This window comes from Streptomyces sp. P5F9 (genome assembly GCF_057961495.1).
The window spans coordinates 1-20,903 of the sequence record NZ_JBXVPZ010000145.1; the positions used below are offsets into that span (position 1 = coordinate 1).

The 20,903-nt window shown below is 70.8% G+C and carries 23 protein-coding genes; 12 read left to right on the forward strand and 11 right to left on the reverse strand.

The window, feature by feature from the left end; translation table 11 throughout:
• Positions 1-17: 17 nt before the first annotated feature.
• Together AC31A1_RS23170 and AC31A1_RS23175 are read right to left on the reverse strand one after the other, a co-directional pair.
• Positions 18-545, reverse strand: coding sequence for an ATP-binding protein (locus tag AC31A1_RS23170; protein WP_489655148.1), 528 nt, complete (start codon positions 543-545; stop codon positions 18-20).
• Between the two features lie 221 nt (positions 546-766).
• Complete coding sequence (locus tag AC31A1_RS23175) at positions 767-1,144, reverse strand: STAS domain-containing protein (RefSeq protein WP_489655149.1); 378 nt, start codon at positions 1,142-1,144, stop codon at positions 767-769.
• 324 nt (positions 1,145-1,468) lie between these two features.
• On the opposite strand from AC31A1_RS23175, the gene AC31A1_RS23180 reads away from it, so the two are divergent.
• The 3 genes from AC31A1_RS23180 (at position 1,469) to AC31A1_RS23190 (ending at position 4,565) form a co-directional block, all read left to right on the forward strand.
• Complete coding sequence (locus AC31A1_RS23180; RefSeq protein ID WP_489655169.1) at positions 1,469-2,350, forward strand: RNA polymerase sigma factor SigF; 882 nt, start codon at positions 1,469-1,471, stop codon at positions 2,348-2,350.
• A gap of 372 nt (positions 2,351-2,722) precedes the next feature.
• Positions 2,723-3,640: an aminoglycoside phosphotransferase family protein gene (locus AC31A1_RS23185; protein WP_489655150.1), complete on the forward strand. Its 918-nt coding sequence runs from the start codon at positions 2,723-2,725 to the stop codon at positions 3,638-3,640.
• A gap of 118 nt (positions 3,641-3,758) precedes the next feature.
• Positions 3,759-4,565 carry a DUF5995 family protein gene (locus AC31A1_RS23190; protein WP_489655151.1) on the forward strand — a complete coding sequence of 269 codons (807 nt, stop codon included), beginning with the start codon at positions 3,759-3,761 and terminating at the stop codon, positions 4,563-4,565.
• A 24-nt stretch (positions 4,566-4,589) separates the two neighbouring features.
• Here the strand turns inward: AC31A1_RS23190 and AC31A1_RS23195 are convergent, their stop codons facing one another.
• Both AC31A1_RS23195 and AC31A1_RS23200 read right to left on the reverse strand, forming a co-directional pair.
• On the reverse strand, positions 4,590-5,501 hold the full coding sequence (locus tag AC31A1_RS23195) for a hypothetical protein (RefSeq protein WP_489655152.1): 912 nt from the start codon (positions 5,499-5,501) through the stop codon (positions 4,590-4,592).
• Entirely contained in the window at positions 5,501-5,914 is a 414-nt protein-coding gene (locus tag AC31A1_RS23200; RefSeq protein ID WP_489655153.1) for an ATP-binding protein, read from the reverse strand. Before AC31A1_RS23200 ends, AC31A1_RS23195 begins: the two co-directional genes overlap by 1 nt.
• A 197-nt stretch (positions 5,915-6,111) precedes the next feature.
• On the opposite strand from AC31A1_RS23200, the gene AC31A1_RS23205 reads away from it, so the two are divergent.
• The 4 genes from AC31A1_RS23205 (at position 6,112) to AC31A1_RS23220 (ending at position 8,686) form a co-directional block, all read left to right on the forward strand.
• The gene (locus tag AC31A1_RS23205; protein ID WP_489655154.1) at positions 6,112-6,963 is read left to right on the forward strand and encodes a helix-turn-helix domain-containing protein; all 852 of its coding nucleotides are present in this window, start codon (positions 6,112-6,114) and stop codon (positions 6,961-6,963) included.
• Between the two features lie 9 nt (positions 6,964-6,972).
• Positions 6,973-7,179: a DUF397 domain-containing protein gene (locus AC31A1_RS23210; RefSeq protein ID WP_489655155.1), complete on the forward strand. Its 207-nt coding sequence runs from the start codon at positions 6,973-6,975 to the stop codon at positions 7,177-7,179.
• Positions 7,180-7,216: 37 nt separating this feature from the next.
• Complete coding sequence (locus AC31A1_RS23215) at positions 7,217-7,414, forward strand: DUF397 domain-containing protein (RefSeq protein WP_489655156.1); 198 nt, start codon at positions 7,217-7,219, stop codon at positions 7,412-7,414.
• Positions 7,415-7,501: 87 nt separating this feature from the next.
• Positions 7,502-8,686 (forward strand): serine hydrolase domain-containing protein, encoded by a 1,185-nt coding sequence (locus tag AC31A1_RS23220; protein WP_489655157.1) that lies wholly within the window; start codon positions 7,502-7,504, stop codon positions 8,684-8,686.
• A 92-nt stretch (positions 8,687-8,778) separates the two neighbouring features.
• Here AC31A1_RS23220 and hutI read toward each other — a convergent pair whose 3' ends face one another.
• From hutI to hutU, 4 genes are read right to left on the reverse strand one after another with little or no spacing between them, the layout of a single operon-like run.
• Positions 8,779-9,978 (reverse strand): imidazolonepropionase, encoded by a 1,200-nt coding sequence (gene hutI, locus AC31A1_RS23225; protein ID WP_489655158.1) that lies wholly within the window; start codon positions 9,976-9,978, stop codon positions 8,779-8,781.
• Positions 9,979-10,037: 59 nt separating this feature from the next.
• Entirely contained in the window at positions 10,038-11,384 is a 1,347-nt protein-coding gene (locus tag AC31A1_RS23230; RefSeq protein WP_489655159.1) for a formimidoylglutamate deiminase, read from the reverse strand.
• Positions 11,381-12,598 carry an allantoate amidohydrolase gene (locus tag AC31A1_RS23235; RefSeq protein ID WP_489655160.1) on the reverse strand — a complete coding sequence of 406 codons (1,218 nt, stop codon included), beginning with the start codon at positions 12,596-12,598 and terminating at the stop codon, positions 11,381-11,383. The genes AC31A1_RS23230 and AC31A1_RS23235 overlap by 4 nt, the downstream gene beginning before the upstream one ends.
• The gene (gene hutU, locus AC31A1_RS23240) at positions 12,595-14,259 is read right to left on the reverse strand and encodes a urocanate hydratase (RefSeq protein WP_489655161.1); all 1,665 of its coding nucleotides are present in this window, start codon (positions 14,257-14,259) and stop codon (positions 12,595-12,597) included. Before hutU ends, AC31A1_RS23235 begins: the two co-directional genes overlap by 4 nt.
• A gap of 139 nt (positions 14,260-14,398) precedes the next feature.
• On the opposite strand from hutU, the gene AC31A1_RS23245 reads away from it, so the two are divergent.
• The 5 genes from AC31A1_RS23245 (at position 14,399) to AC31A1_RS23265 (ending at position 18,170) form a co-directional block, all read left to right on the forward strand.
• Positions 14,399-15,829 carry a type III PLP-dependent enzyme domain-containing protein gene (locus AC31A1_RS23245; protein WP_489655162.1) on the forward strand — a complete coding sequence of 477 codons (1,431 nt, stop codon included), beginning with the start codon at positions 14,399-14,401 and terminating at the stop codon, positions 15,827-15,829.
• A gap of 183 nt (positions 15,830-16,012) precedes the next feature.
• The gene (locus AC31A1_RS23250; RefSeq protein WP_393751916.1) at positions 16,013-16,411 is read left to right on the forward strand and encodes a hypothetical protein; all 399 of its coding nucleotides are present in this window, start codon (positions 16,013-16,015) and stop codon (positions 16,409-16,411) included.
• Positions 16,408-17,226 carry a transcriptional regulator gene (locus AC31A1_RS23255; RefSeq protein ID WP_489655163.1) on the forward strand — a complete coding sequence of 273 codons (819 nt, stop codon included), beginning with the start codon at positions 16,408-16,410 and terminating at the stop codon, positions 17,224-17,226. The genes AC31A1_RS23250 and AC31A1_RS23255 overlap by 4 nt, the downstream gene beginning before the upstream one ends.
• 34 nt (positions 17,227-17,260) lie before the next feature.
• Positions 17,261-17,773 (forward strand): roadblock/LC7 domain-containing protein, encoded by a 513-nt coding sequence (locus tag AC31A1_RS23260; protein WP_489655164.1) that lies wholly within the window; start codon positions 17,261-17,263, stop codon positions 17,771-17,773.
• A 22-nt stretch (positions 17,774-17,795) separates the two neighbouring features.
• The gene (locus tag AC31A1_RS23265) at positions 17,796-18,170 is read left to right on the forward strand and encodes a roadblock/LC7 domain-containing protein (protein ID WP_489655165.1); all 375 of its coding nucleotides are present in this window, start codon (positions 17,796-17,798) and stop codon (positions 18,168-18,170) included.
• An 8-nt stretch (positions 18,171-18,178) separates the two neighbouring features.
• On the opposite strand, the gene AC31A1_RS23270 is transcribed toward AC31A1_RS23265, so the two are convergent.
• The 3 genes from AC31A1_RS23270 to AC31A1_RS23280 all read right to left on the reverse strand — a co-directional run.
• On the reverse strand, positions 18,179-18,772 hold the full coding sequence (locus AC31A1_RS23270; RefSeq protein WP_489655166.1) for a hypothetical protein: 594 nt from the start codon (positions 18,770-18,772) through the stop codon (positions 18,179-18,181).
• Positions 18,773-19,020: 248 nt separating this feature from the next.
• Positions 19,021-19,941 (reverse strand): MurR/RpiR family transcriptional regulator, encoded by a 921-nt coding sequence (locus AC31A1_RS23275; RefSeq protein ID WP_489655167.1) that lies wholly within the window; start codon positions 19,939-19,941, stop codon positions 19,021-19,023.
• Positions 19,938-20,903, reverse strand: a 966-nt coding sequence (locus tag AC31A1_RS23280) for an aromatic amino acid lyase (protein ID WP_489655168.1), incomplete at its 5' end; no start/stop codon positions are given. The genes AC31A1_RS23280 and AC31A1_RS23275, both read right to left, overlap by 4 nt.

A 20,903-nucleotide genomic window follows, 5' to 3' on the forward strand; every position in this document is an offset into this window, starting at 1 on the left:
GGCTAGGCCGGGGCGGGCTAGGCGGGGGCGCCCAGCTCCGCCCATACCGTCTTGCCGGTGACTCCCGGGGCGCGGACGACCCCCCAGTCCAGGCAGAGCCGCTGCACGATGAACATGCCGTGGCCGCCGGGGCGGCCCGCGCGGTGCGGGGTTCTGGGAGCGGGCTGGCCCGTGCCGCGGTCGGAGACCTCGACCCTGATCACCTTGTTCTCGCAGGTGATCCACATCTCGTCCGGGCCCTCGGCGTGCAGACAGGCGTTGGTGACCAGTTCGGAGACGACAAGGAGCACGTCCTCGGCGGCGGCGCGCCGGTCGGCACCCTCGGCCGGCAGCCATCCCCAGGCGTACAGGGCCTGGCGGGCGAAGTCGCGGGCCAGCGGTACGACCCCGCTCTCGCCCGCGAAACTGAGCCTGCGGGTGCTCCGGCCCACGGCCGGTTCGGCGTCGTCCCCGGCGGACGGCACAGAAGCGCCTCCGGCGGGCGCCTCCGCAGCGCCACCGGGCTCCGGGCGGTCGCCCGGCGGGTAGGGCCGGGTGGTGCTCATCAGCGCTTCACCTCACCGATTCACCGGTTCACGATTCAAGAGTCGGTACGTGTTCAAGAGTCAGTACTTCAAGAGTCAGTACGTGGATCAGGAGCGATTTCGTCGCTCGGGGTCTCGACAGGTTCAGATGTTCTCCTGCCCGAGCGAACCGGCAAAACACCCCTTACTCGGCACGGAAGGCGAGGCACGGGGAATCCGCCGGTCGCACGGGGAGAACGGGGTCAGCCGGACTCGTCGGCGAGGGCGGTCCCGAGGGTGTCATGGACGGTGAAGACCGCTTCCGCCCCGGTGATCTCGAACACGCGCGCCACCGCGGGCTTCATCGCCGCGAGGTGCACTCCGCCACCTGCGGCCTCCGCCTTCAGGCGCGCGCCGAGCAGTACGTTCAGGCCCGTGGAGTCGCAGAACTCCAGCCCTGAGCAGTCCACGACGAGCCGTGCGTACCCGTGGGTGAGCAGGTCCTCCAGCGGTTCCCGCAACAGATCGGCGGTGTGGTGATCCAACTCACCCGCCGGCGTCACGACAGCGCTGAGGCCCTCTTTCCGCACCTCGACCAGAAGCCGGCCAGACTGTGCGCTGCCGACCGTCCCGCGGTCCATGCCGTCTCTCTCTCCCGAGGTCGTGGCTGTTGACGTTCGCCCTGGAACACTACGCCTTCCTCACACTCTCTGACACCCGAACAACCGCCCATAAATGAACATATGGGTACACAGCGCACTTGCGGCGGGCTCCGGAAAGCGGGTAGGGCTAGTAGAGACAAGTATTTGGACATTCGATACGACGGACAAGTCCGGCCACCGACCGGCGCTCGCCCCGACTGTCGAAACGACCGACCGACCGACACGACCGGCTTTGGAGGCGCCGCACTCCGCAGTGCACGCACCGGCTTCGGCAGCCATATGCCGAGAACGATGGAGGACACCATGTCACCCCGGCTCGACGCATCGCCTACCCCGAAAGCGACGTCGACACCCCCACCGGCACAACTGGATCCCAATGCCATCGAGGGGCTCCCCGAGATCCCCCCGTACGACGAGGTCGGCGCCGTAGACGCACGGGCGCTCTCCAAGACCCTCTTCGAGCGGCTCGAATCGCTCGAAGAAGGCACGCACGAATACTCGTACGTCCGCAACACCCTCGTCGAACTCAACCTCGCGCTGGTCAAGTTCGCCGCCTCCCGGTTCCGCTCGCGCAGCGAACCGATGGAGGACATCATCCAGGTCGGCACCATCGGCCTGATCAAGGCGATCGACCGCTTCGAACTCAGTCGCGGTGTCGAGTTCCCCACTTTCGCGATGCCAACCATCGTCGGTGAGATCAAGCGCTTCTTCCGCGACACCTCGTGGTCCGTGCGCGTCCCGCGCCGGCTGCAGGAACTCCGGCTCGACCTGGCCAAGGCCGGCGACGAACTGGCCCAGCAACTCGACCGCGCCCCCACCGTGGCCGAGTTGGCCGAGCGCCTGAAGCTCTCCCGCGACGAGGTCGTCGAGGGCATGGCAGCGTCAAATGCCTACACGGCCAGCTCACTTGACGCGCAACCCGAGGAGGACGACTCCGAGGGCGCCCTCGCGGACCGCATCGGCTACGAGGACCACGGGCTCGAAGGCATCGAGTACGTCGAGTCGTTGAAGCCGCTGATCGCCGAACTCCCGTCCCGGGACCGGCAGATCCTCTCCCTGCGCTTCGTCGCCAACATGACGCAGTCGGAGATCGGCGACGAGCTGGGCATCTCGCAGATGCATGTGTCGCGGCTGCTGTCGCGGACATTGGTGCGGCTGCGGAAGGGACTCACGGTCGAGGAGTAGGAACTCCCCTGGCCGTACTCCTGTATTGCCCGTATCGCCTGTATCGCCTGTACTGAGCGCGGCGCGCGTGTGTGCGCCGCGCTCAGGCGTTCCCGGACGCCCCCGTTCCACCCCCGGGGTTACCCACAGAAACCTCTTTCCCGCCGGTCGCCTTCCACCACTATGGTCACCCGACAAACTGGCTGGTAGTCGTCCGCCGACTCCGACCTGTTCCTGGACAGCCGGGGGTCCGTGGCCAAGGGCGTCGGCATCTGGGAGTGCGATTCGGTGGACGGGAGCCACGGGGAGAACCTGCGGTTCGGGGCAGCGGTGGCGGGCGGGGTGAGGCGGAGACGGGCGGGGTGAAACGGAGGCCAACTACCGTTGCTCCGTATGACAGTCACCGAGATGGACATCACCGAGGACCTGATCCGGGATCTGTTGCGCGAGCAGTACCCCGACCTGGCGGATCGCCCCTTGAAGCTCGGCGCGCTCGGCTGGGACAACCAGGTGTGGCGGCTCGGGCACGACCTCGCCGTCCGGTTGCCGTGGGCGACGGAGTCCGCGGACGCGCTGCTGCGCAAGGAACACGCCTGGCTGCCCGGTCTCGCCCCGCGCCTTCCGCTGCCGGTCCCGGTCCCGCAGCGCCTGGGTGAGCCCTCCGAACGGTTTCCGCGCCCCTGGCTCGTCACCACCTGGGTACCGGGTGAGCCGGCCGACCGCGCCCCCGCGACGCGCGGCGCGGAGGCGGCCGTAGCGCTGGCGGACTTCCTGACCGCTCTGCACCGCCCCGCGCCCGAGGGGGCGCCGGAGGGACAGGGCCGCGGGGGTCCGCTCGCCGACCACGCCGAAGGCTTCGCGAACGGGCTCGCCTCGGCCACCGAGCTGGGCCTGATCCCCGACCCGGACGCCGTCCGCGCGGTCTGGGAGGACGCCGTAGCAGCACCTGCGTGGTCGGGCCCGCCGCTGTGGCTCCACGGCGACCTGCATCCGGCCAACGTCCTGACGACGAACGGCACGTTGTCCGGCGTGATCGACTTCGGCGACCTCTGCGCCGGTGACCCCGCCTACGACCTCGCCGCCGCGTGGATCCTGCTGCCGGACGGCGCGGCGGATCTGTTCCACGAGGCCTACCGTCCCGCTCCCGACGCCGCGACTCTGCGCCGCGCCCGGGGCTGTGCGGTGCTGCGGGCCCTCGGCGGCCTCCACATCGGCCATGCCGGCGACCACGGGCGCCCCGGGGGCAAGTCTACGTGGGGTCCGCCTGCCCGTGCCTCGCTACGACGGCTCATCGCATCGCCGTATCGCTGACGGGAGGTTGAGGAAACGGGCTCGGTTAGCGGGGCGCGGTGGTAGGACGGGGACCGGCAGTGCGCGGACAGCGGCCGGGGCGCGGGCCGAACGGGCCACTGCGGGACGGGAGTTGGGCATGGTGGGCACCACTGGCATGACGACGGCACAGAACATCGACGAGGTCGTGGACGGGCTTGCGGGGATCGTGCGGGAGGCGACCGGTGCGGGTGACCGGGTCGGGTACTTCGCGGCGCTGTACCGGCAGGTGACGGTGGAGATCCGCAAAGGCATCCACGCCGGGCAGTTCGAGGACGGCCCCCGGATGGACCGTTTCGACACGCTCTTCGGCAACCGCTACTTCGCCGCGTACGACGCCTGGCGCCGCGACCGGAGCGGGCCGCGCTGCTGGCGCGAGACGTTCGGGCTGCTGGAGGACTCCGACACCGCCATCGTCCAGCACCTGGTCCTCGGCGTGAACGCGCACATCAACCTCGACCTGGCCGTGGCCGCCGCGCGGACGAGCCCCGGCGAGGACATCCACGCACTCCAGCACGACTTCCTGCTGGTCAACGACATCCTCGCGGGGGTGGTGCTGGTGCTGGAGGACTCGGTGGGCGCCGTGTCACCTCTCCTGTCCCTGCTGGACCGGGTCGGGGGCCGCACCGATGAGGAGATCCTGGACTTCAGCGTCGTCCAGTCCCGGCAGGAGGCCTGGTACAACGCCGTGCTGCTGGCCGGGCAGAGCGAGACGGAACGCGCGGCCACCATCGAGCGGCTTGACGTGCGGGCGGCGGTACTGGCGCGATTGATCGCCCGGCCGGGCCTTCTCGTCCGACCGGCGCTGGAGCTGATCCGGGGTACGGAGAGTGGTGACGTGGGGGCTGTCATTGCGCATCTGGACGGGGCGATGGAGCGGGCGTCCGCCGGGCGGGCGGCGAGCTGAGGCCCGGCGGATCGGCCCTCCGCTTCAAGACCCCTCGGTGAACAACTCCCGTGCGTCGGCGACCTCGTGGGAGCGGTCGAACCAGGTACCGAGTTCGTCCAGGTCGGTGGAGGCGAGGATGCGGTCGCGGACGTCGGTGGGGACGTCGATCTGACGCCGTTGGAAAGTACGCAGAATGGCCGCCGACCACCCTTCGACGCGCCCTTCTTCCCTGCCCTCTTCCCGGCCTTCTTCCCTGCCTTCGTCTCGCACCTGCTCCGCCAGCGGGTGCCGCCAGAAGTACTGGATCGCCGTCATCAGGTCCCTCCACATCTGCTGGGCCTGGCGGTCTGCCAGGCATGAGTCGACGAACTGCACGAAGACCGCGGCACTGTCCGGGTCGATGGTCCGCAGGGCGGCAGCCAGGGACTCCAGTATGACGGCGGCTCTCGGCCCCTTGCCATGCGTCATCGCCGAAAGCACCGCAAGTGGTACGTCCCGTTCGGCCTCCCGCTCGTCCACGATCACCGGCACGTTGTCCGGACCGAGGACGAACGGGCGCACCGTCAGCGAGGGGCATCCGCGTACCCCGAGATGAATGGGCTCCGCGGCCCAACGTACTGTGGCGTGGCTCTGAGTGATGACGATGAGTACGGGCTCGCAGTGGTACTTCTCGTGCAGGTAGCTGAGGTAGTACGGCCAGCTGCCGCGTTTCCTCTTGTCGATATCGCCCTGCGATTCGACGACCAGGAGGTAGTCCCCTTCGTCGGTCTCCGCCCGGAGCAGCGTGTCCACGCGCCTCTCGACCGGTTCGATCTCGGTGAGGTCCACGTTCATGGCGGCGAACTCACGCGGTTCGGGGAAGGGGATGCGTAACACGCTCTGCAAGGCGCGGGTCAGAAGCGCGGGATCCTTCTGGAAGATCCGGTGCAGCGCTTCGTGCGACGAGCTGACCACTACGCCACCTCCAGTTGGCACCACACGTACTTGCCGCGCCGACCGTTCCTCGACAACGGCTGCCAGCCCCAGAGGTCGGCGCAGGCCCGCACCAGCGCGAGCCCTCTCCCCGCCTCGGCATCCAACAGATCCCCCAACTGCCCCGGCGGCTCAGGAGGTTCCGGGTCCGCGTCCCACGCCCCGACGCGCAGCACCCCCGCCGACCAGCTCACGCGGAGCATCACCGGCCCCTTGGTGTGCAGTACGGCGTTGGCCACCAGCTCTGTCGCGAGGAGTTCGGCGGTGTCCACGACCCGGATGAGGCCGTGCGCGGTGAGGACGAGGCGCAGGGTGCGGCGGCAGACAGTGACGGCACGGCGATCGTGCGGGACGGAGAGGGAGTACTCCCAGGGTTCGGGCTCGTTTTCGGGCATGCGGCAGCTCCGGGCGGGGTGAGTTGGGTGATGAGCGTGGGCGGTGGCATTGCCGCAGCCGTCATGGCAGGACGAAGCGGTGCGCTTCCGCAGCGTGTGCGTCGCATCACTGAAGGTAGGGTAGTAATTCCAACCGAGGCAAGCCGTTCGCGTAATCTGACACCCGAACGAGGCGCCCCAGAGAGGCAGTTACCGGAATGACCATGCGGAACCAACCCACCGCACGCCAGGTGCGCCTGGGTGCCGAACTGCGCAGGTTGCGGGAGGCAGCCGGGTTGTCGGCCAAGGAAGTTGCAGGCCTGCTGAATTCGAGTTCGACGCACATGAGCCAGATCGAGGCAGGCAGTTCCGGCATCAGCGAGGAGCGTCTGCGCAGGCTGGCAGCGCACTGCGCCTGCGCGGACGAGTCACTGGTCGAAGCCTTGGTGGCCATGGCGGCCGATCGGACCCGGGGTTGGTGGGAGGAGTACCGAGGTGTGCTGCCGCCGGTCTTCCTCGACGTAGCCGAGTTGGAACACCACGCGACCTTCTTGCGGGAAGTCGTAATCACCCATGTACCGGGGCTGATGCAGACCCCGGACTACGCCCGCGCCGTCTTCGGATACATGGTCCCGGAGCTGCCTCCGAGCGAACTCGCCCCACGCGTCGAGCACCGCATGCAGCGCAGAGCAGCTCTTGATGGCGACGACTCAGCCACGTACGAGACAGTCGTCCACGAGTCGGCGCTGCGGATCCGCGTCGCCGACCGCCAGGTCGCCCGGGCCCAACTCCTCGAAGTCCTCCGGAACATCGAGGAGGAGCAGGCAACAGTACGCGTCATCCCGTTCGACACGGACGGATTCGCCGGCGCGAGCAGCGCGATGATGTACATCGGCGGACCGATCGCTCAACTGGACACGGTTCTACGGGACTCACCCCACGGCACGGCCTTCGTGGACACCGGATCCCAGCTTGAACGCTTCCGCCAGCTGTTCCATAAAGTGGAGAAGACAGCACTTGGCCCGGCCGCATCCCGGGACTTCATCCACCAAATCGCAAAGGAACTGTGAGGCGTCAGCATGACCCAGGCCGCCCAGTGGCAGAAGTCCTCCTTCTCTGAAGGCGGGGACGGCAACACCTGCGTAGAACTCGCCGCCACCTCACCCACCACTCTCCACCTCCGCGAGAGCGACACCCCAGACACCGAACTCACCACCAGCACCACCCCGTTGACCCACCTCATACGCAGCCTGAAGTCCGGGCACCCGTTCCACCCAACCGCCTGATCAACGGCGCCCGGCAGCAGGAACCCTGAGGACCCACATGCCCCAGCCCAGGCACTGGCAGAAGTCCACCTTCTCCGACGGCGGTGAAGGCAACACCTGCATCGAACTGGCCGCCACCTCACCAACCACCCTCCACCTCCGCGAAAGCGAAACCCCCAACACCCAACTCACCACCACCCGCGCCCCGCTGAACCACCTCATACGCGGCATCAAGTCAGCCCGATCCCACACCTGAACAAACCCGCGCCGGGGGCTATCCCCCACCCCGATCCTGAGGCTCACCGGATCGCACCCCGCCAACGGCCGAACCTAGCGTTCAGCCATGACTCCGGCCCTGCGCAAACCCCTCGCCCTGGCCCTCGGCATCGCCATCCTGCTAGCCGCCGAGGCAGGCACCGCCGTAGCCCAGCTGCCCCCCGGCCCCTCCCCCGCGGAGCAGCTGCGTCAGGACACCAAGGCGATCCACGCCCTCGGTGTCACCGGAGTGCAGGCCCGCGCGGTCGCGCCGAACGGCAGGGAGTCCGTCGCCGCCAGCGGTACCGCCGACCTGGACACCGGCCGCCCGGTCCGTTCCGACGGGTACTTCCGTATGGCCAGCACGTCCAAGACGCTGGTCGCCACCGTGGTGCTGCAACTGGCGGCCGAGGGCAGGCTGTCGCTGGACGACACGGTCGACCACTGGCTGCCGGGCGTGGTGCGGGGCAACGGCAACGACGGCACCCGCATCACCATCCGCCAACTGCTCCAGCACACCAGCGGAATCCACGACGACCTCCCCGGATACACCACACCGGAGGAGTACTACCAGCAGCGCTACGACGTCTACCGCCCCGAGCAGTTGATCGCCCGCGCCATGGCCCACGCGCCGGACTTCCCACCGGGCGACGGCTGGAGCTACTCCAACACTGGTTACGTCCTGCTCGACGCCGTCATCCGGAAGGCCACCGGCCGACCCGCCCGCCAGGAGATCGACGACCGTGTTCTCCGTCCGCTCGGCCTCAACCAGACCCGCTGGGGCGGTACTTCGTCCGCCCTGCCCCGTCCGCACGCGAAGGCCTATCAACTCTTCGGGCCCGATTCCTTGGTGGACGTCACCGAGCAGATACCGGTGGACTACGAGAACCTCTCCTACGTCACGACCACCCGCGACGAGAACACCTTCCTCCGCGCGCTGCTCGCCGGCCGCCTGCTGCCGCCGCGGCAACTCGCCGAGATGAAGCGGACCGTCCCCGTGAGCGCGGAGGTCCAACAGCTCTGGCCCGGCGGCCGCTACGGACTCGGCCTGGCCGAACGCCCCCTGAGCTGCGGAGGAACCTACTGGAGCCACGAGGGCGGGGACGGCGGCTACATCACCCTCAACGGCGTCACCGACAACGGCAGTCGAAGCGCCGTCGTCTCCATGTCCGAGGCCCGCGGCGACACCCTGGACCACATCCTCGCCCAGGAGAACGCGGCCAGCGCCCTGATCGACCACGCGTTGTGCGCCGGGAGCCCCAACACCTCGTGATCAGAGCAGAGTTAGAGCAGAGTTACCGGGCCCCCACCCTCTGGACGCTGTGGTCTTTTCTAACCAGTGACAGCGCATCGCAGTGGTTAGATCTACCCCCAGCTTCCAGCGACCGCCCGCGTCCCCCGCCGCCACACCTCAGTCACCAACGGCACCCCCGGCCGATACGCCAGATGCACATGGCTCGGCGCGTCCAGCAGGATCAGGTCGGCCCGCGCACCGGCCGCGATCCGCCCCACGTCGTCCCGTCGGAGTGCCGCCGCGCCGCCCGCCGTGGCCGCCCACACCGCCTCGTCCGGCGTCATCCCCATGTCCCGTACCGCCAGCGCGATGCAGAAGGGGACGGAGGACGTGAAGGACGAACCCGGGTTGCAGTCCGTCGACAACGCGACCGTGACGCCCGCGTCCAACAGGCGGCGCGCGTCCGGCCATTCCGCGCGGGTCGAGAACTCGGCGCCGGGGAGCAAGGTGGCGACCGTCGCGCCGCTCGCCAGCGCGTCCACGTCCGCGTCCGTGAGGTGCGTGCAGTGGTCGGCGCTCGCCGCGTCCAGTTCTACGGCGAGTTGGACGCCGGGGCCGTAGGAGAGCTGGTTGGCGTGGATGCGTGGGTGCAGGCCCTTCGCCCGCCCCGCCGTGAGGATCGCGCGCGCCTGGTCGCCGTCGAACGCGCCCTTCTCGCAGAACACGTCGATCCAACGGGCGTGCGGGGCACAGGCGTTGAGCATCTCGCCGGTGACCAGTGACACGTACGCGGCGGGGTCGTCGGCGTAGTCCGGCGAGACGATGTGCGCGCCGAGGTACGTCACCTCGTCCGTGTGCGCTGCGGCGATGCGGAGGGCGCGGGACTCGTCGGCGACTGTCAGGCCGTAGCCCGACTTCGTCTCGAAGGTGGTGGTGCCCTGGCGGAGGGCCTCGGTCAGGTAACGGGTGAGGTTCGCCTCCAGTTCCGCGTCGCTCGCCGCGCGCGTCGCCGCGACCGTCGTACGGATGCCACCCGCGCTGTACGCCCGCCCGGACATCCTCGCGTTGAACTCGTGCGTGCGGTCGCCGGCGAAGACGAGGTGCGAGTGGGAGTCCACGAAGCCGGGCAGGACAGCCCGTCCACCGGCGTCGACCCGGTTGTCAGTGGCGGGTGCTTTGCTTGATTCACCGGTCCACGCGATGCGGTCGCCGTCGATGACGACGGCCGCGTCCTGGATCAGACCGAGGGGAGATCTGTCACCGAGGGAGGGGTCGTTGGTGACCAGCGTGGCGATGTTGGTGATGACGGTGGTGGTGCTGGTGCTGCTCATCGTGTCCTCGTGGGTGCGGGGAGTCGTGGCCTCGTGGGTGCGTGGGGTGGCGATCGGCTCTACGCGCGCAGGGCTTCGACGGCTGCCGCGAGCGCCTGCGGTACGTCCGGTACGAGCGCGTGCGCCCCGTCGCGTACGACGTGCCGGCCGCCCACGACCGTGTGCCGTACGTCCGCTGCCGTCGCCGCGAAAACGGCCGTCTCGGCGCCGAGCCTGGGCACCGGCCCCGCTGTTCTGACCGAGTCGAGCGCGATCGTCGTGAAGTCGGCGAGGGCGCCCGGTTCGAGGGTGCCCGCTTCGTCCCAGCCCAGCGCCGCGTGGCCGTCGGCCGAGGCCGCGCGGAGCAGCGCCGCCGCCGTCCAGTGGCCTCGCGTGCGGGTGCGCAGGCGTTCGTTCAGCTCCATCGCGCGGGCCTCTTCGAGCAGGTCGATCACTGCGTGACTGTCCGAGCCCAGGGAGAGAGGTGAGCCGGCGCGCTGGAGGGCGACCGCCGGGCCGATGCCGTCGGCCAGGTCCCGTTCCGTCGTCGGGCACATGCAGGTGCCGGTGCCCGAGCGCCCCAGCAGCTCGATGTCCTCGTCCGTGAGGTGCGTGTTGTGGACGCCGGTGGTGCGCGGGCCCAGCACCCCGTGGTCGGCGAGGAGTTGGGTCGGCGTGCAGTCGTGGGCCGTGCGGCAGGCGTCGTTCTCCGCCGTCTGCTCGGAGAGGTGGACGTGGAGCGGGGCCCGGCGCTCCTCGGCCCAGCGGGCCACGGTCGCCAACTCCCTTGCGGGCACGGCCCGTACGGAGTGGATGGCGGCACCGATCCTCGCGTGATCCCGTTCCTTGATAAGTGAACAGCGTTCCGCCCAGGCGTCCGCGCTTCCGTCGGAGAAGCGGAGCTGGTGGCGGTTGGGGGGCTGTCCGAAGCCGGAGGAGAAGTAGGCGGTGTCGAGGAGGGTGATGCGGATACCGGCTTCGGAGGCGGCGGCGACGAGGGCCTCGCCCATGGCGTTGGGGTCGGCGTACGGGGTGCCGCCGTGGGCGTGGTGCACGTAGTGGAACTCGCCGACCGCCGTGATCCCGGCCAGCGCCATCTCCGCGTACACCGCGCGGGCGAGTGCGTGGTAGGTGTCCGGGGTCAGCTGGTCGGCGAAGGAGTACATGAGCTCCCGCCAGGTCCAGAAGGTGCCGGAGCCGACCTGGACGGTGCCGCGCAGGGCGCGGTGGAAGGCGTGGCTGTGGGCGTTGGCGAGGCCGGGGAGGGTGAGGCCCCGGAGGATCTCGGCACCCGGGGGCGGGGTGTCGACTCCCGTGCGGACGGCGGCGATCCGGCCGTCCTTCACCTCCAGGGCGACGCCCGGCTCGACGTTGGTGTCGAGCCAGGCGTGTTCCAGCCAGTACGTCCGCGTGGTGGGGTGCGTCACCTGCAGGCCAGCCCTTCCAGTACGTCGGCGAGTGCGGTCACCCCGGCCACGCAGTCGTCCTCGGCCGCGAACTCGGCCGGGGAGTGCGAGACGCCCGTGGGGTTGCGCACGAACAGCATGGCGGTCGGGATGCTCCCGGAGAGGATTCCGGCGTCGTGTCCGGCACCGGTGCCGAGGACGGGGACGGTCAGCTCCGTGTCCTTCCCCAGGACCCGGGCGAGTTCGTCGCGCAGGGCGTGGTCGAACTCGACGACCGGGGTGAAGGACTCCCGGACGATGTCGAGGTCGATGCCGTGCGCCTCCGCGTACTCGCGGGCCGCCTTCTCCACGCCGGTGACCACGGTGTCGAGGGTCTGCTGGTCGGCGGCGCGGGAGTCGAGCCAGCCGCGCACCAGGGAGGGGATGGCGTTGACGCCGTTCGGTTCCACGGCGATCTTCCCGAACGTGGCCACCGCGCCCGCGAGTTGGGCCTCGCGGCGGGCGGCGAGCACGGTCTCGGCGTACGACAGCATGGGGTCCCGCCGGTCCACCAGCCTCGTCGTACCGGCGTGATTGGCCTCACCCCGGAAGTCGAACCGCCACCGCCCGTGCGGCCAGATGGCGCCGGCGATGCCGACCCGGTCGCCGGAGAGGTCCAGCGCGCGGCCCTGTTCGACATGCAGTTCGACGAACGCGCCGATGCGGGCGAGCCGTTCGGGGTCGGGACCGATGGCGTCGGCGTCGTAACCGGCGGCCGCCATGGCCTGGGGCAGTGTGACCCCGTCGCCGTCGGTCAGCCGGTGCGCCTGCTCGACGGTGAGCTGCCCGGCGGTCAGCCGCGACCCGACACAGGCGAGCCCGAAGCGGGCCCCCTCCTCGTCACCGAAGTTCACGATGGCGAGCGGCCTGGTGAACTCCACGCCCCTGCCCCGCAGTTCGTCGAGTGCGGCGAAGGACGACACGACCCCGAGGGGCCCGTCGAAGGCCCCGCCATCGGGCACCGAGTCGAGATGCGACCCGGTGACGACAGCGTCCCCGGCGGCGGGGTCACCGAGCCACGCCCACTGGTTGCCGTTGCGGTCGAGCTCGTAGGTCAGGCCGCGGGACTTGGCCTGCTCCTCGAACCAGGCCCGGCACTCGGCGTCGGCGCCGGTCCAGGCGTAGCGGCGGTAGCCGCCGGAGGCGGAGTTACGGCCGATCGGCAGCAACTCCGCCCACATGCTGTGGAAGGTCACGCGTCTCCACCCTCGCGCATCGGCACCCGCACGCCCCGCTCGTCCGCGACCCGCTCCGCGATGTCGTAGCCCGCGTCCACGTGCCGGATGACGCCCATGCCGGGGTCGTTGGTCAGGACGCGGCGGATCTTCTCGCCGGCGAGAGCCGTGCCGTCGGCGACCGTGACCTGGCCCGCGTGGATGGAGCGGCCCATGCCGACACCGCCGCCGTGGTGGATGGAGACCCAGGAGGCGCCGGAGGCGACGTTGACCATCGCGTTCAGCAGCGGCCAGTCGGCGATCGCGTCGGAGCCGTCGAGCATGGCCTCGGTCTCGCGGTACGGGGAGGCGACGGAGCCGGAGTCCAGGTGGTCGCGGCCGATGACCAGCGGGGCGGCCAGCTCGCCGGAGGCCACCATGTCGTTGAAGCGCTCGCCGGCCTTGTCGCGCTCGCCGTAGCCGAGCCAGCAGATGCGGGCGGGCAGGCCCTGGAAGTGGACGCGTTCACCCGCCATCTTGATCCAGCGGTGCAGGGACTCGTTCTCCGGGAAGAGGTCGAGGATCGCCTTGTCCGTCTTGTGGATGTCGGAGGCCTCGCCGGACAGGGCTGCCCAGCGGAAGGGGCCCTTGCCCTCGGAGAACAGGGGGCGGATGTAGGCGGGGACGAAGCCGGGGAAGGCGAACGCCCGCTCGTACCCGGCGAGTTGGGCCTCGCCGCGGATCGAGTTGCCGTAGTCGAAGACCTCGGCGCCGGCGTCCATGAAGCCGACCATCGCCTCGACGTGCTTGGCCATGGACTCGCGGGCGCGGGCGGTGAAGCCCGCCGGGTCCTTGGCGGCGGCGTCGGCCATGTCCTCGAAGGCGATGCCGATCGGCAGGTAGGCCAGCGGGTCGTGGGCCGAGGTCTGGTCGGTCACGATGTCGATGGGGGCGCCCTCGGCGAGCATCTGCGGGAACAGTTCGGCGGCGTTGCCGAGGAGGCCGATGGAGAGCGGGCGGCGGGCGTCACGGGCCTCGACAGCCAGCTCCAACGCATGGCGCAGGTTGTCGGCCCTGACGTCGAGGTAGCGGTGCTCGATGCGGCGTTCGATGGCGCGCGGGTCGACGTCGACGCAGATCGCGACGCCGTCGTTCATCGTGACCGCGAGGGGCTGGGCGCCGCCCATGCCGCCGAGGCCGGCGGTGAGGGTGATGGTGCCGGCGAGGGTGCCGTTGAACTTCTTCGCGGCGACGGCGGCGAAGGTCTCGTAGGTGCCCTGGAGGATGCCCTGGGTGCCGATGTAGATCCAGGAACCGGCGGTCATCTGGCCGTACATGGTGAGGCCGAGGGCCTCCAGGCGCCGGAACTCCTCCCAGTTCGCCCAGTCGCCGACGAGGTTGGAGTTGGCGATGAGGACGCGCGGCGCCCACTCGTGGGTCTGCATCACGCCGACCGGGCGGCCCGACTGGACGAGCATCGTCTCGTCCTGCTTCAGGGTGCGCAGCGTGCGGACCATGGCGTCGAAGGAGCGCCAGTCACGGGCGGCCTTGCCGGTGCCGCCGTAGACGACGAGCTTGTCGGGGTGTTCGGCGACCTCGGGGTCCAGGTTGTTCTGCAGCATCCGCAGAGCGGCTTCCTGCTGCCATCCCAGGGCGCTCAGTTCCGTACCGCGCGGTGCTCGTACGGGGCGGGGTCCTGACATGGTCTGCCTCCTAGCGGACTGCTCTCTCAGCGGATTTCCTACTACAGCTATTCACATCCTGTCTCTGTGAATAGAACTAGTCAATACATCGGAGCGTCTCTGTGGGCAGGCTCTGAGTGTTTGGCCGGATGTACCGACCATGGGCGACGACATGACGGGGGCTTCAGTGAACGACGGAAACCAGGGTCACACGGACGGCACCGATCCCGGCACGGATCGGGGCGCCGAACGCACCGCCCGCCGGGACGAAGCCGTACAGGCCGCCGTGGAGCAGGGGCTGCTGGGGCCCGGTGCCCCCATCGCCGCGCTGCTGGACGTCACCGGTATCCGGGAGTCCGCGGCGGCGCTGCGCGCGGCGTTCGACGAGGTGACGGCGCCCGGGACGCCCGTGCTGCACGCGTTCGCCGTGAAGGCGAGTCCGCTCGTGCCGGTGCTGCGGCTGCTGCACGAGGAGGGCATCGGCGCGGAGGTGGCGAGCCCCGGCGAGCTGGCCCTGGCGCGGGCGGCGGGCGTGCGGCCGGAGCGGACGGTGCTGGACGCGCCCGCGAAGACGCCGGCGGAGTTGCGGGAGGCGCTGGCGCTGGGGATCGCGGTGAACGCCGACAACCCGCAGGAGCTGGAGCGGATCGACGCGCTGATGCGATCGGCCACCAGTCGCTCCCCGCTCGGCATCCGGATCAATCCGCAGATCGGCGGCGGGTCGATCGCCGCGCTGTCCACGGCTACGGCTACCTCGAAGTTCGGGGTGGCGCTGCGGGACGAGGGGGCTCGGGAGTGGGTGGTGCGGGCGTTCGCGGAGCGGCCGTGGCTGACCCGGCTGCACGCGCACACCGGGTCGCAGGGCATCCCGTTGTCGCTGCTGGCACGGGGCGTCGCGGAGACGTACCAGCTGGCGGAGGAGATCAACGCGCGGCTCGGGCGGCGGCAGATCGACACCCTCGACATCGGCGGCGGCCTGGGGGTGAACTTCGGTTCGGACGTGACGGCCCCGACGTACGCGCAGTACGCGCGGCTGCTCAGGGAGGCGGTGCCGGGGCTGTTCGACGGGCGGTACGGGCTGGTGACCGAGTTCGGGCGGTCGATGCTGGCCAAGCAGGGCACGGTGGTGGCCCGGGTCGAGTACGCGAAGAGCGCCGGGGGACGGCCGATCGCGATCACGCACGCGGGGGTGCAGGTGGCGACGCGGACGGTGTACGCGCCGCAGTCGTGGCCGCTGCGGATCGCCGCCTACGACGGGAAGGGGCGGCCCAAGTCTGGGGCGGACGTGGTGCAGGACGTCGCCGGGCCCGCGTGCTTCGCGGGTGATCTGCTCGCCGAGGGGCAGGCGCTGCCCTTGCTGGAGCAGGGGGACTACGCAGCCGCGCTGGACACCGGGGCGTACTACTTCGCGGCGCACTACGCCTACAACTCCCTTGCCCGGCCGGGTATTTACGGCTTCGTGCGGGACGGCGCCGGGGGCGTGTCGTTCGCGACCGTGCGGGAGCCGCAGACGGTGGCGGAGATCGTGGCCGAATCCGGCGGGGCGCACGCCGCCGCGCTCACCACCCTCCGCGCGCCCGGGAGCCGTTGACGCACGCCCGTGCGAGCACGGTTCAACTGGCCCATGCAACTCGTGTGAAAACGGGGTCAGTTGACCCACCTTAGTCACCCGGGGGCATGTTCCACTGGAAAATGCCAGATCCCTCACCCCTCGGCCACACGGTGCGTAGCTTCGTCGTCACTCAGCCGAACCGCAGGCGGGAGGGGAGCCACGGTGCCCGGAATCGACGAGTGCTTACTTGAGGCCATGCGACTGCCCGGTGCCCGGGGCGCCGCGCTGGTCGACTGGACGAGCGGGCTGGCCCTGGGCGTCGTAGGAGAGTCGCCCGGGGGTGACCAGGAGGCCAGTGCGGCCGAGGCCGCCGAGTTGGCGCGGCTCGCGGCGGAGCACCGGGCGTTCGCGTCCGTCGGGGAGGACGGTGAGACGGCCGACGATCCTCCGCTGGAGGATCTGATCGTCAGCAACCGGGACAGCTATCACGTGCTCCGGTTCGTGCGGACGTCGTTCGACAGCAGTGTGTTCCTGCACCTGTGGCTGGCCCGCGCGGAGGGCAACCTCGCGCTGGCCCGCATCCGGCTCGGCGAGATGGCCGGACGGCTGGTGCTGGGATGACCGCGGTCAGGGCCACGCCCACCATCCCGCCGCCCCGGCTGCCCGTGCGGGCCAAGTCCGCGGCCGGCGACCGGGGTTGGGGCGGTGTCTCGCCGATGCTGACGCGGCTCGCCGCCGAGGAGGCCACCGGTGTCCTCGTCCGCGAGCGCGGCAGCCTCCACCTCGTGGACGGCCGGGTCGTGCACGCCGAGAGCCCGTCCGCCCCCGGCCTCGACCTCCTCCTCACCGCGCACGGCACCCTGCGCGCCGGCGCCTGGGAGGCCGCGGCCAAGGCGACCGACGACCGGCACGCCACGACCCGACTCCTGCTGGACGGCGGCCTGTTGAGCCCCGGCGCGCTGGAACTGTGCCACCTCGGGGCGCTGTACGACGCGGCGTACTTCGTGCTCGCGCCGAGCAGCACCCCGGGCCGTTTCCGCTACGGCGTCACGCATCCGCTCGGTTCCGTGCGGCCGGTTCCGGTGGCCGCACTGGAGCGCGAGACCCTGCGCCGCCGCGATCTGCTGCACCGCGTCTGGCCGGACGCGGCGACGGACGGCGCGCCGCTGGTGCGGGCCGACCCCGTCGCGCCGCCGCCGGTCACGGCCCGGCAGGCGGCGGTGCTGGCACGGGTGGACGGCGTCCGCACGGCGCCGGACATCGCACGGGCGCTGGGGCGGCGGGCGTACCCCACGCTGCTGGACGTCCGGCGGCTGGTGTCGGCGGGGCTCGTTTCGCCCCGGCCGCCCGCGCCCGCCGCCGATCCCCTGCCCGACGTCACCGATCCCGACATCACCTTGCTGAAGAGGCTCAGAGATGCGCTGGAGGCCCTTTGAGTGGCAGCGAGCACGCGCCGAGAGGAGAGAGCCGATGGCCTCCGAGGCAGAGATCCTCGACGAGCTGCGCCGGTTGAGAGCCCGCGTGCCCCAGTTGACCGGGGCGCTGGCGGCGGGCGTCGACGGTCTCGTCCTGGCGCAGGACACCCCGGGCGTCGAGCCGGAACGGGTGGCCGCGCTCACCGTGACGGCGCTCGGCGTGGCCGTACGGATGGCGGACGCGACCGGTCAGGGCGACTTCCGCGAGCTGATCGTGCGCGGGGTCTACGGCTATGTCGCGACCTACGCGGCGGGCCGCGGCGCCGTGCTGACCGTGCTCGCCCAGGACCGCGTCCACGTCGGCCGGCTGCTGCTGGAGGGCCGCCTCGCGGGGGCCCGGATCGGCGAGCTGGTCGACGCCGAGGCCAGAGCCGCAGTGACCGACGAGCCGGCCGCCACGGCACCGCCCGCCAAGGCCCTCCCGAAAACCACCACCGCACGAACGAGAACACCGCGCGCACCACGCACCACCACAGGCACCAACGCGCGGACCACCACGGAAAGCTGAACGGAACCAAAGGAGCACTGTCATGGCCAACACCGAAACCTCCCTCAAAGAGGCGCTGACCTCCATCGAGGGCGCGACCGGGGTCGCGCTCGTCGACTACACCAGCGGTATGGCGCTCGGCACGCTGGGCGGCAGCAAGACCTTCGACCTCGGCGTCGCCGCCGCCGGGAACACCGACGTCGTGCGCTCCAAGCTGCGCACGATGGAGCACCTCGGCCTGAAGGGCGAGATCGAGGACATCCTGATCACCCTGTCGAACCAGTACCACCTGATCCGCCTGATCAAGGGACGCGGCGGCAACGGTCTCTTCCTCTACCTGGTCCTGGACTCCAACCGGGCCAACCTGGCCATGGCCAGGCACCAGTTGAAGAAGATCGAGACGGACCTGGAGGTCTAGGCCCCCGGCTACGCGAAGACGTCGCTACGGCGGCGCGCCCCGCCCGGGGTCGCGTCGCCCGCGGCGATGCCGGTGGAGCGGTAGCCCTTGACCGGCTTGCCGGCGGGGGCGCCGCTGCGCCCGTTCAGCCAGTCCACGCGAATCCACAGCAGGACGTCGTCGGCGCGCTCACGGCGGCCCAGCCAGGCGGCTTTCAGTCGCAGCCCGGTACCGGCACCGGCGAGCAGCATGCCGCCCGCCGCGGGCACCGCGAACGAACTCGCCAGCGCGAGCGCGAGGGCGAGGACGAGCCACCAGCGGTGGGCGCGACGCCAGTTCCGCGTGCTCACCGCGCGGTCCTGGAGCACGTCGTGCTTCCCGGCCCGGGCGGCACCGCGGGCCAGCGCGGTGTACCGCCTACGCCGCGTGTACGACACCACGACCGCCGCGACGATGAACAGCGCGGCCCCGGCCATCACCCCGATCCGCCGCCCGGTGATACCGGGCAGCAGCACCCCGACACCTGCCGCCAGCACCCCGAACCACCACATCGGGGCCGCTCCGGCCCGTACGACGACTGCCACTCGGGCCAGCCCCTGGACTCTGCGATCTCCGCGTGCCACGTCCCGCCTCCTGGTCGTCCCGGCACAGTTCTGTCCGGCCGGGAGACTAGTGAGCGAACGTGAGACGAGTCTGAGAACACGGCAGCGGGGACGAGTTTTTCCGGCTGGGTCGGGCAGGCCCGCTCAACAGCTCGGCGGGCACCGATACCCAAGAGGCGCGGGGCTGTGACATCGGCGGCTCCGCCGCGGGGCGCGACCAGCCACAGCGCACCCGCACCCGACAACCCCCGCCGCCGGCGCAGCGCCCCTCACTCCACGAACAACCCCCGCGCCGCCGCCCGAGCGTCGAACTCCTCAAGCCTCGCCTGCGCATCCGGCAAGTCGTCGCACATCGCCTCCAACAACACCCGCCCGAGCAGCATCGGCGCGCACGCCGTGTCGAAGGCGAGGCCGGTGCCGACTGCGGCCGGGATCAGGAGGTCGGAGACCTTGGCGACGGGGGCGAACGCGGAGTCCGCGACGGTGACGACGGTCAGGCCCGCCTCCCTCGCGTACGCCAGGGTGTCGACGACCTCGCGCGGGTGCCGGGGCAGCGCGAAGCACAGGAGGGTGGTGGCGCCGGCCCGGACGGCCGCGTCGATCCGGTCGTGGATCATCGTGCCGCCCTCGTTGAGCAGCCGTACGTCCGGATGGACCTTGGCGGCGAAGTACGCGAAGCCGTACGCCTGGGAGGCCGCCGCGCGCAGGCCGAGCACGGGCAGCGGGCGCGAGGCGGCGAGCAGGCGCCCCGCCTTCGCGACCGGCCGGGGGTCGGCCAGTATCTCCGCGAGGTGCCTCAGGTTCTCGATCTCGGCCTCTACGGCCTGCTGGTACTCGTTGTACGACGCCGTGTCCGGGGCCGACTCGGCGGGTGCGACCTCGCGGAGGTGTCTGCGCAGCGCCGGGTAGCCGTCGAAGCCGAGGGCGACCGCGAAGCGGGTCACGGAGGGCTGGCTGACGCCGGCGAGTTCGGCGAGTTCGACGCTGGAGAGGAACGGCACGTCGGCGGCGCGGCGCACCATGCTGTGCGCGATGCGCCGCTGGGTCGGCGTGAGCCGGTGCCCCTCGAAGAGCGCCTGCAACCGGGCGGCCGGGCTGTCGGTCACACCCGCACTCCTGTCCGCGGCTCCATCCGCGCTCGCCTCCACGATCCCGTCCACACTCCTGTCCACGCTCCTGTCCACGCTCATGACGTGCTCCCCCTCCAGATCTCCGTGAACCGGTCCAGCAGGCCCGCCGCCGCCGTCACATCGTCCGTGAGCGGCCGGTCCGCCGTCTCGTCGTCGAGCACCGATTCGGCCAGCTCCAGCGCGCGGCCGACCGGGAGTTCCGGGTCGGGCCGCAGACCGCGCTGACGCAACGCCCGTACGGCCGCGACCAGTTCGCAGCCGACGACGAGACGGTACGCGCGGCAGGCGCGCAGTGTCTGACGTGCGGCGAGCGAGGCGAAGCTGGCCTGTTCCTCGACGCCCCGGGAGAGTACAGCGTGCCCGAGCGAGGCGGGAGCCGAGAACGCGCGCAGGTCGCCGAGGGCGGCCGCGGCGGCGTACTCCAGGATCATCACCCCGGAGGACGCGGCCTCGTTGTCGGCGAGGAACGGCTTGAGCCGGGTGAACGCCGGCTCGTTCAGCGAGGAGAGCCGGGACGTCGACAGCCGGGCGACCTGGGTGAGCGCGAGCCTGAAGTGGTCCAGGGCGAGGACGAGTTGGGCCTGGTAGAAGCCGCCGTGGTGGTAGGCGGTCATGTCCTCGGCGGAGATGAAGGGGTTCTCGGCGGCGGCGTTGATCTCGATCGCCAGCACCTCCTCCAACGCGTCCGCCGCGTCGTGCGCGGGCCCGTGAATCTGCGGCAGACACCGGAACCCGTACGGGTCCTGAATCCGCCCGAGCGGAGGAGTGGGCCGGTCGGCGGCCCCGATCAACTCCCGCATGCGTCGGGCGACTTCGGTAGACCCCCGGTGCGGCCGGGCGGCATGCACGGGCGCGGCATACGGCTCGTGCGACCCGTCGACGGCGAGCAACGAGAGCGCCCCGACGACCTGCGTGGCCCCAATGAGCCCCCGCAACTCGTCCAGGGCGAGCGCGGATTGGCCGAGGGTGAGCGCGTTGCTGCTGATGAGCGCGAGCGCGTCGTTGTTGTCGAGGGGCTGGGG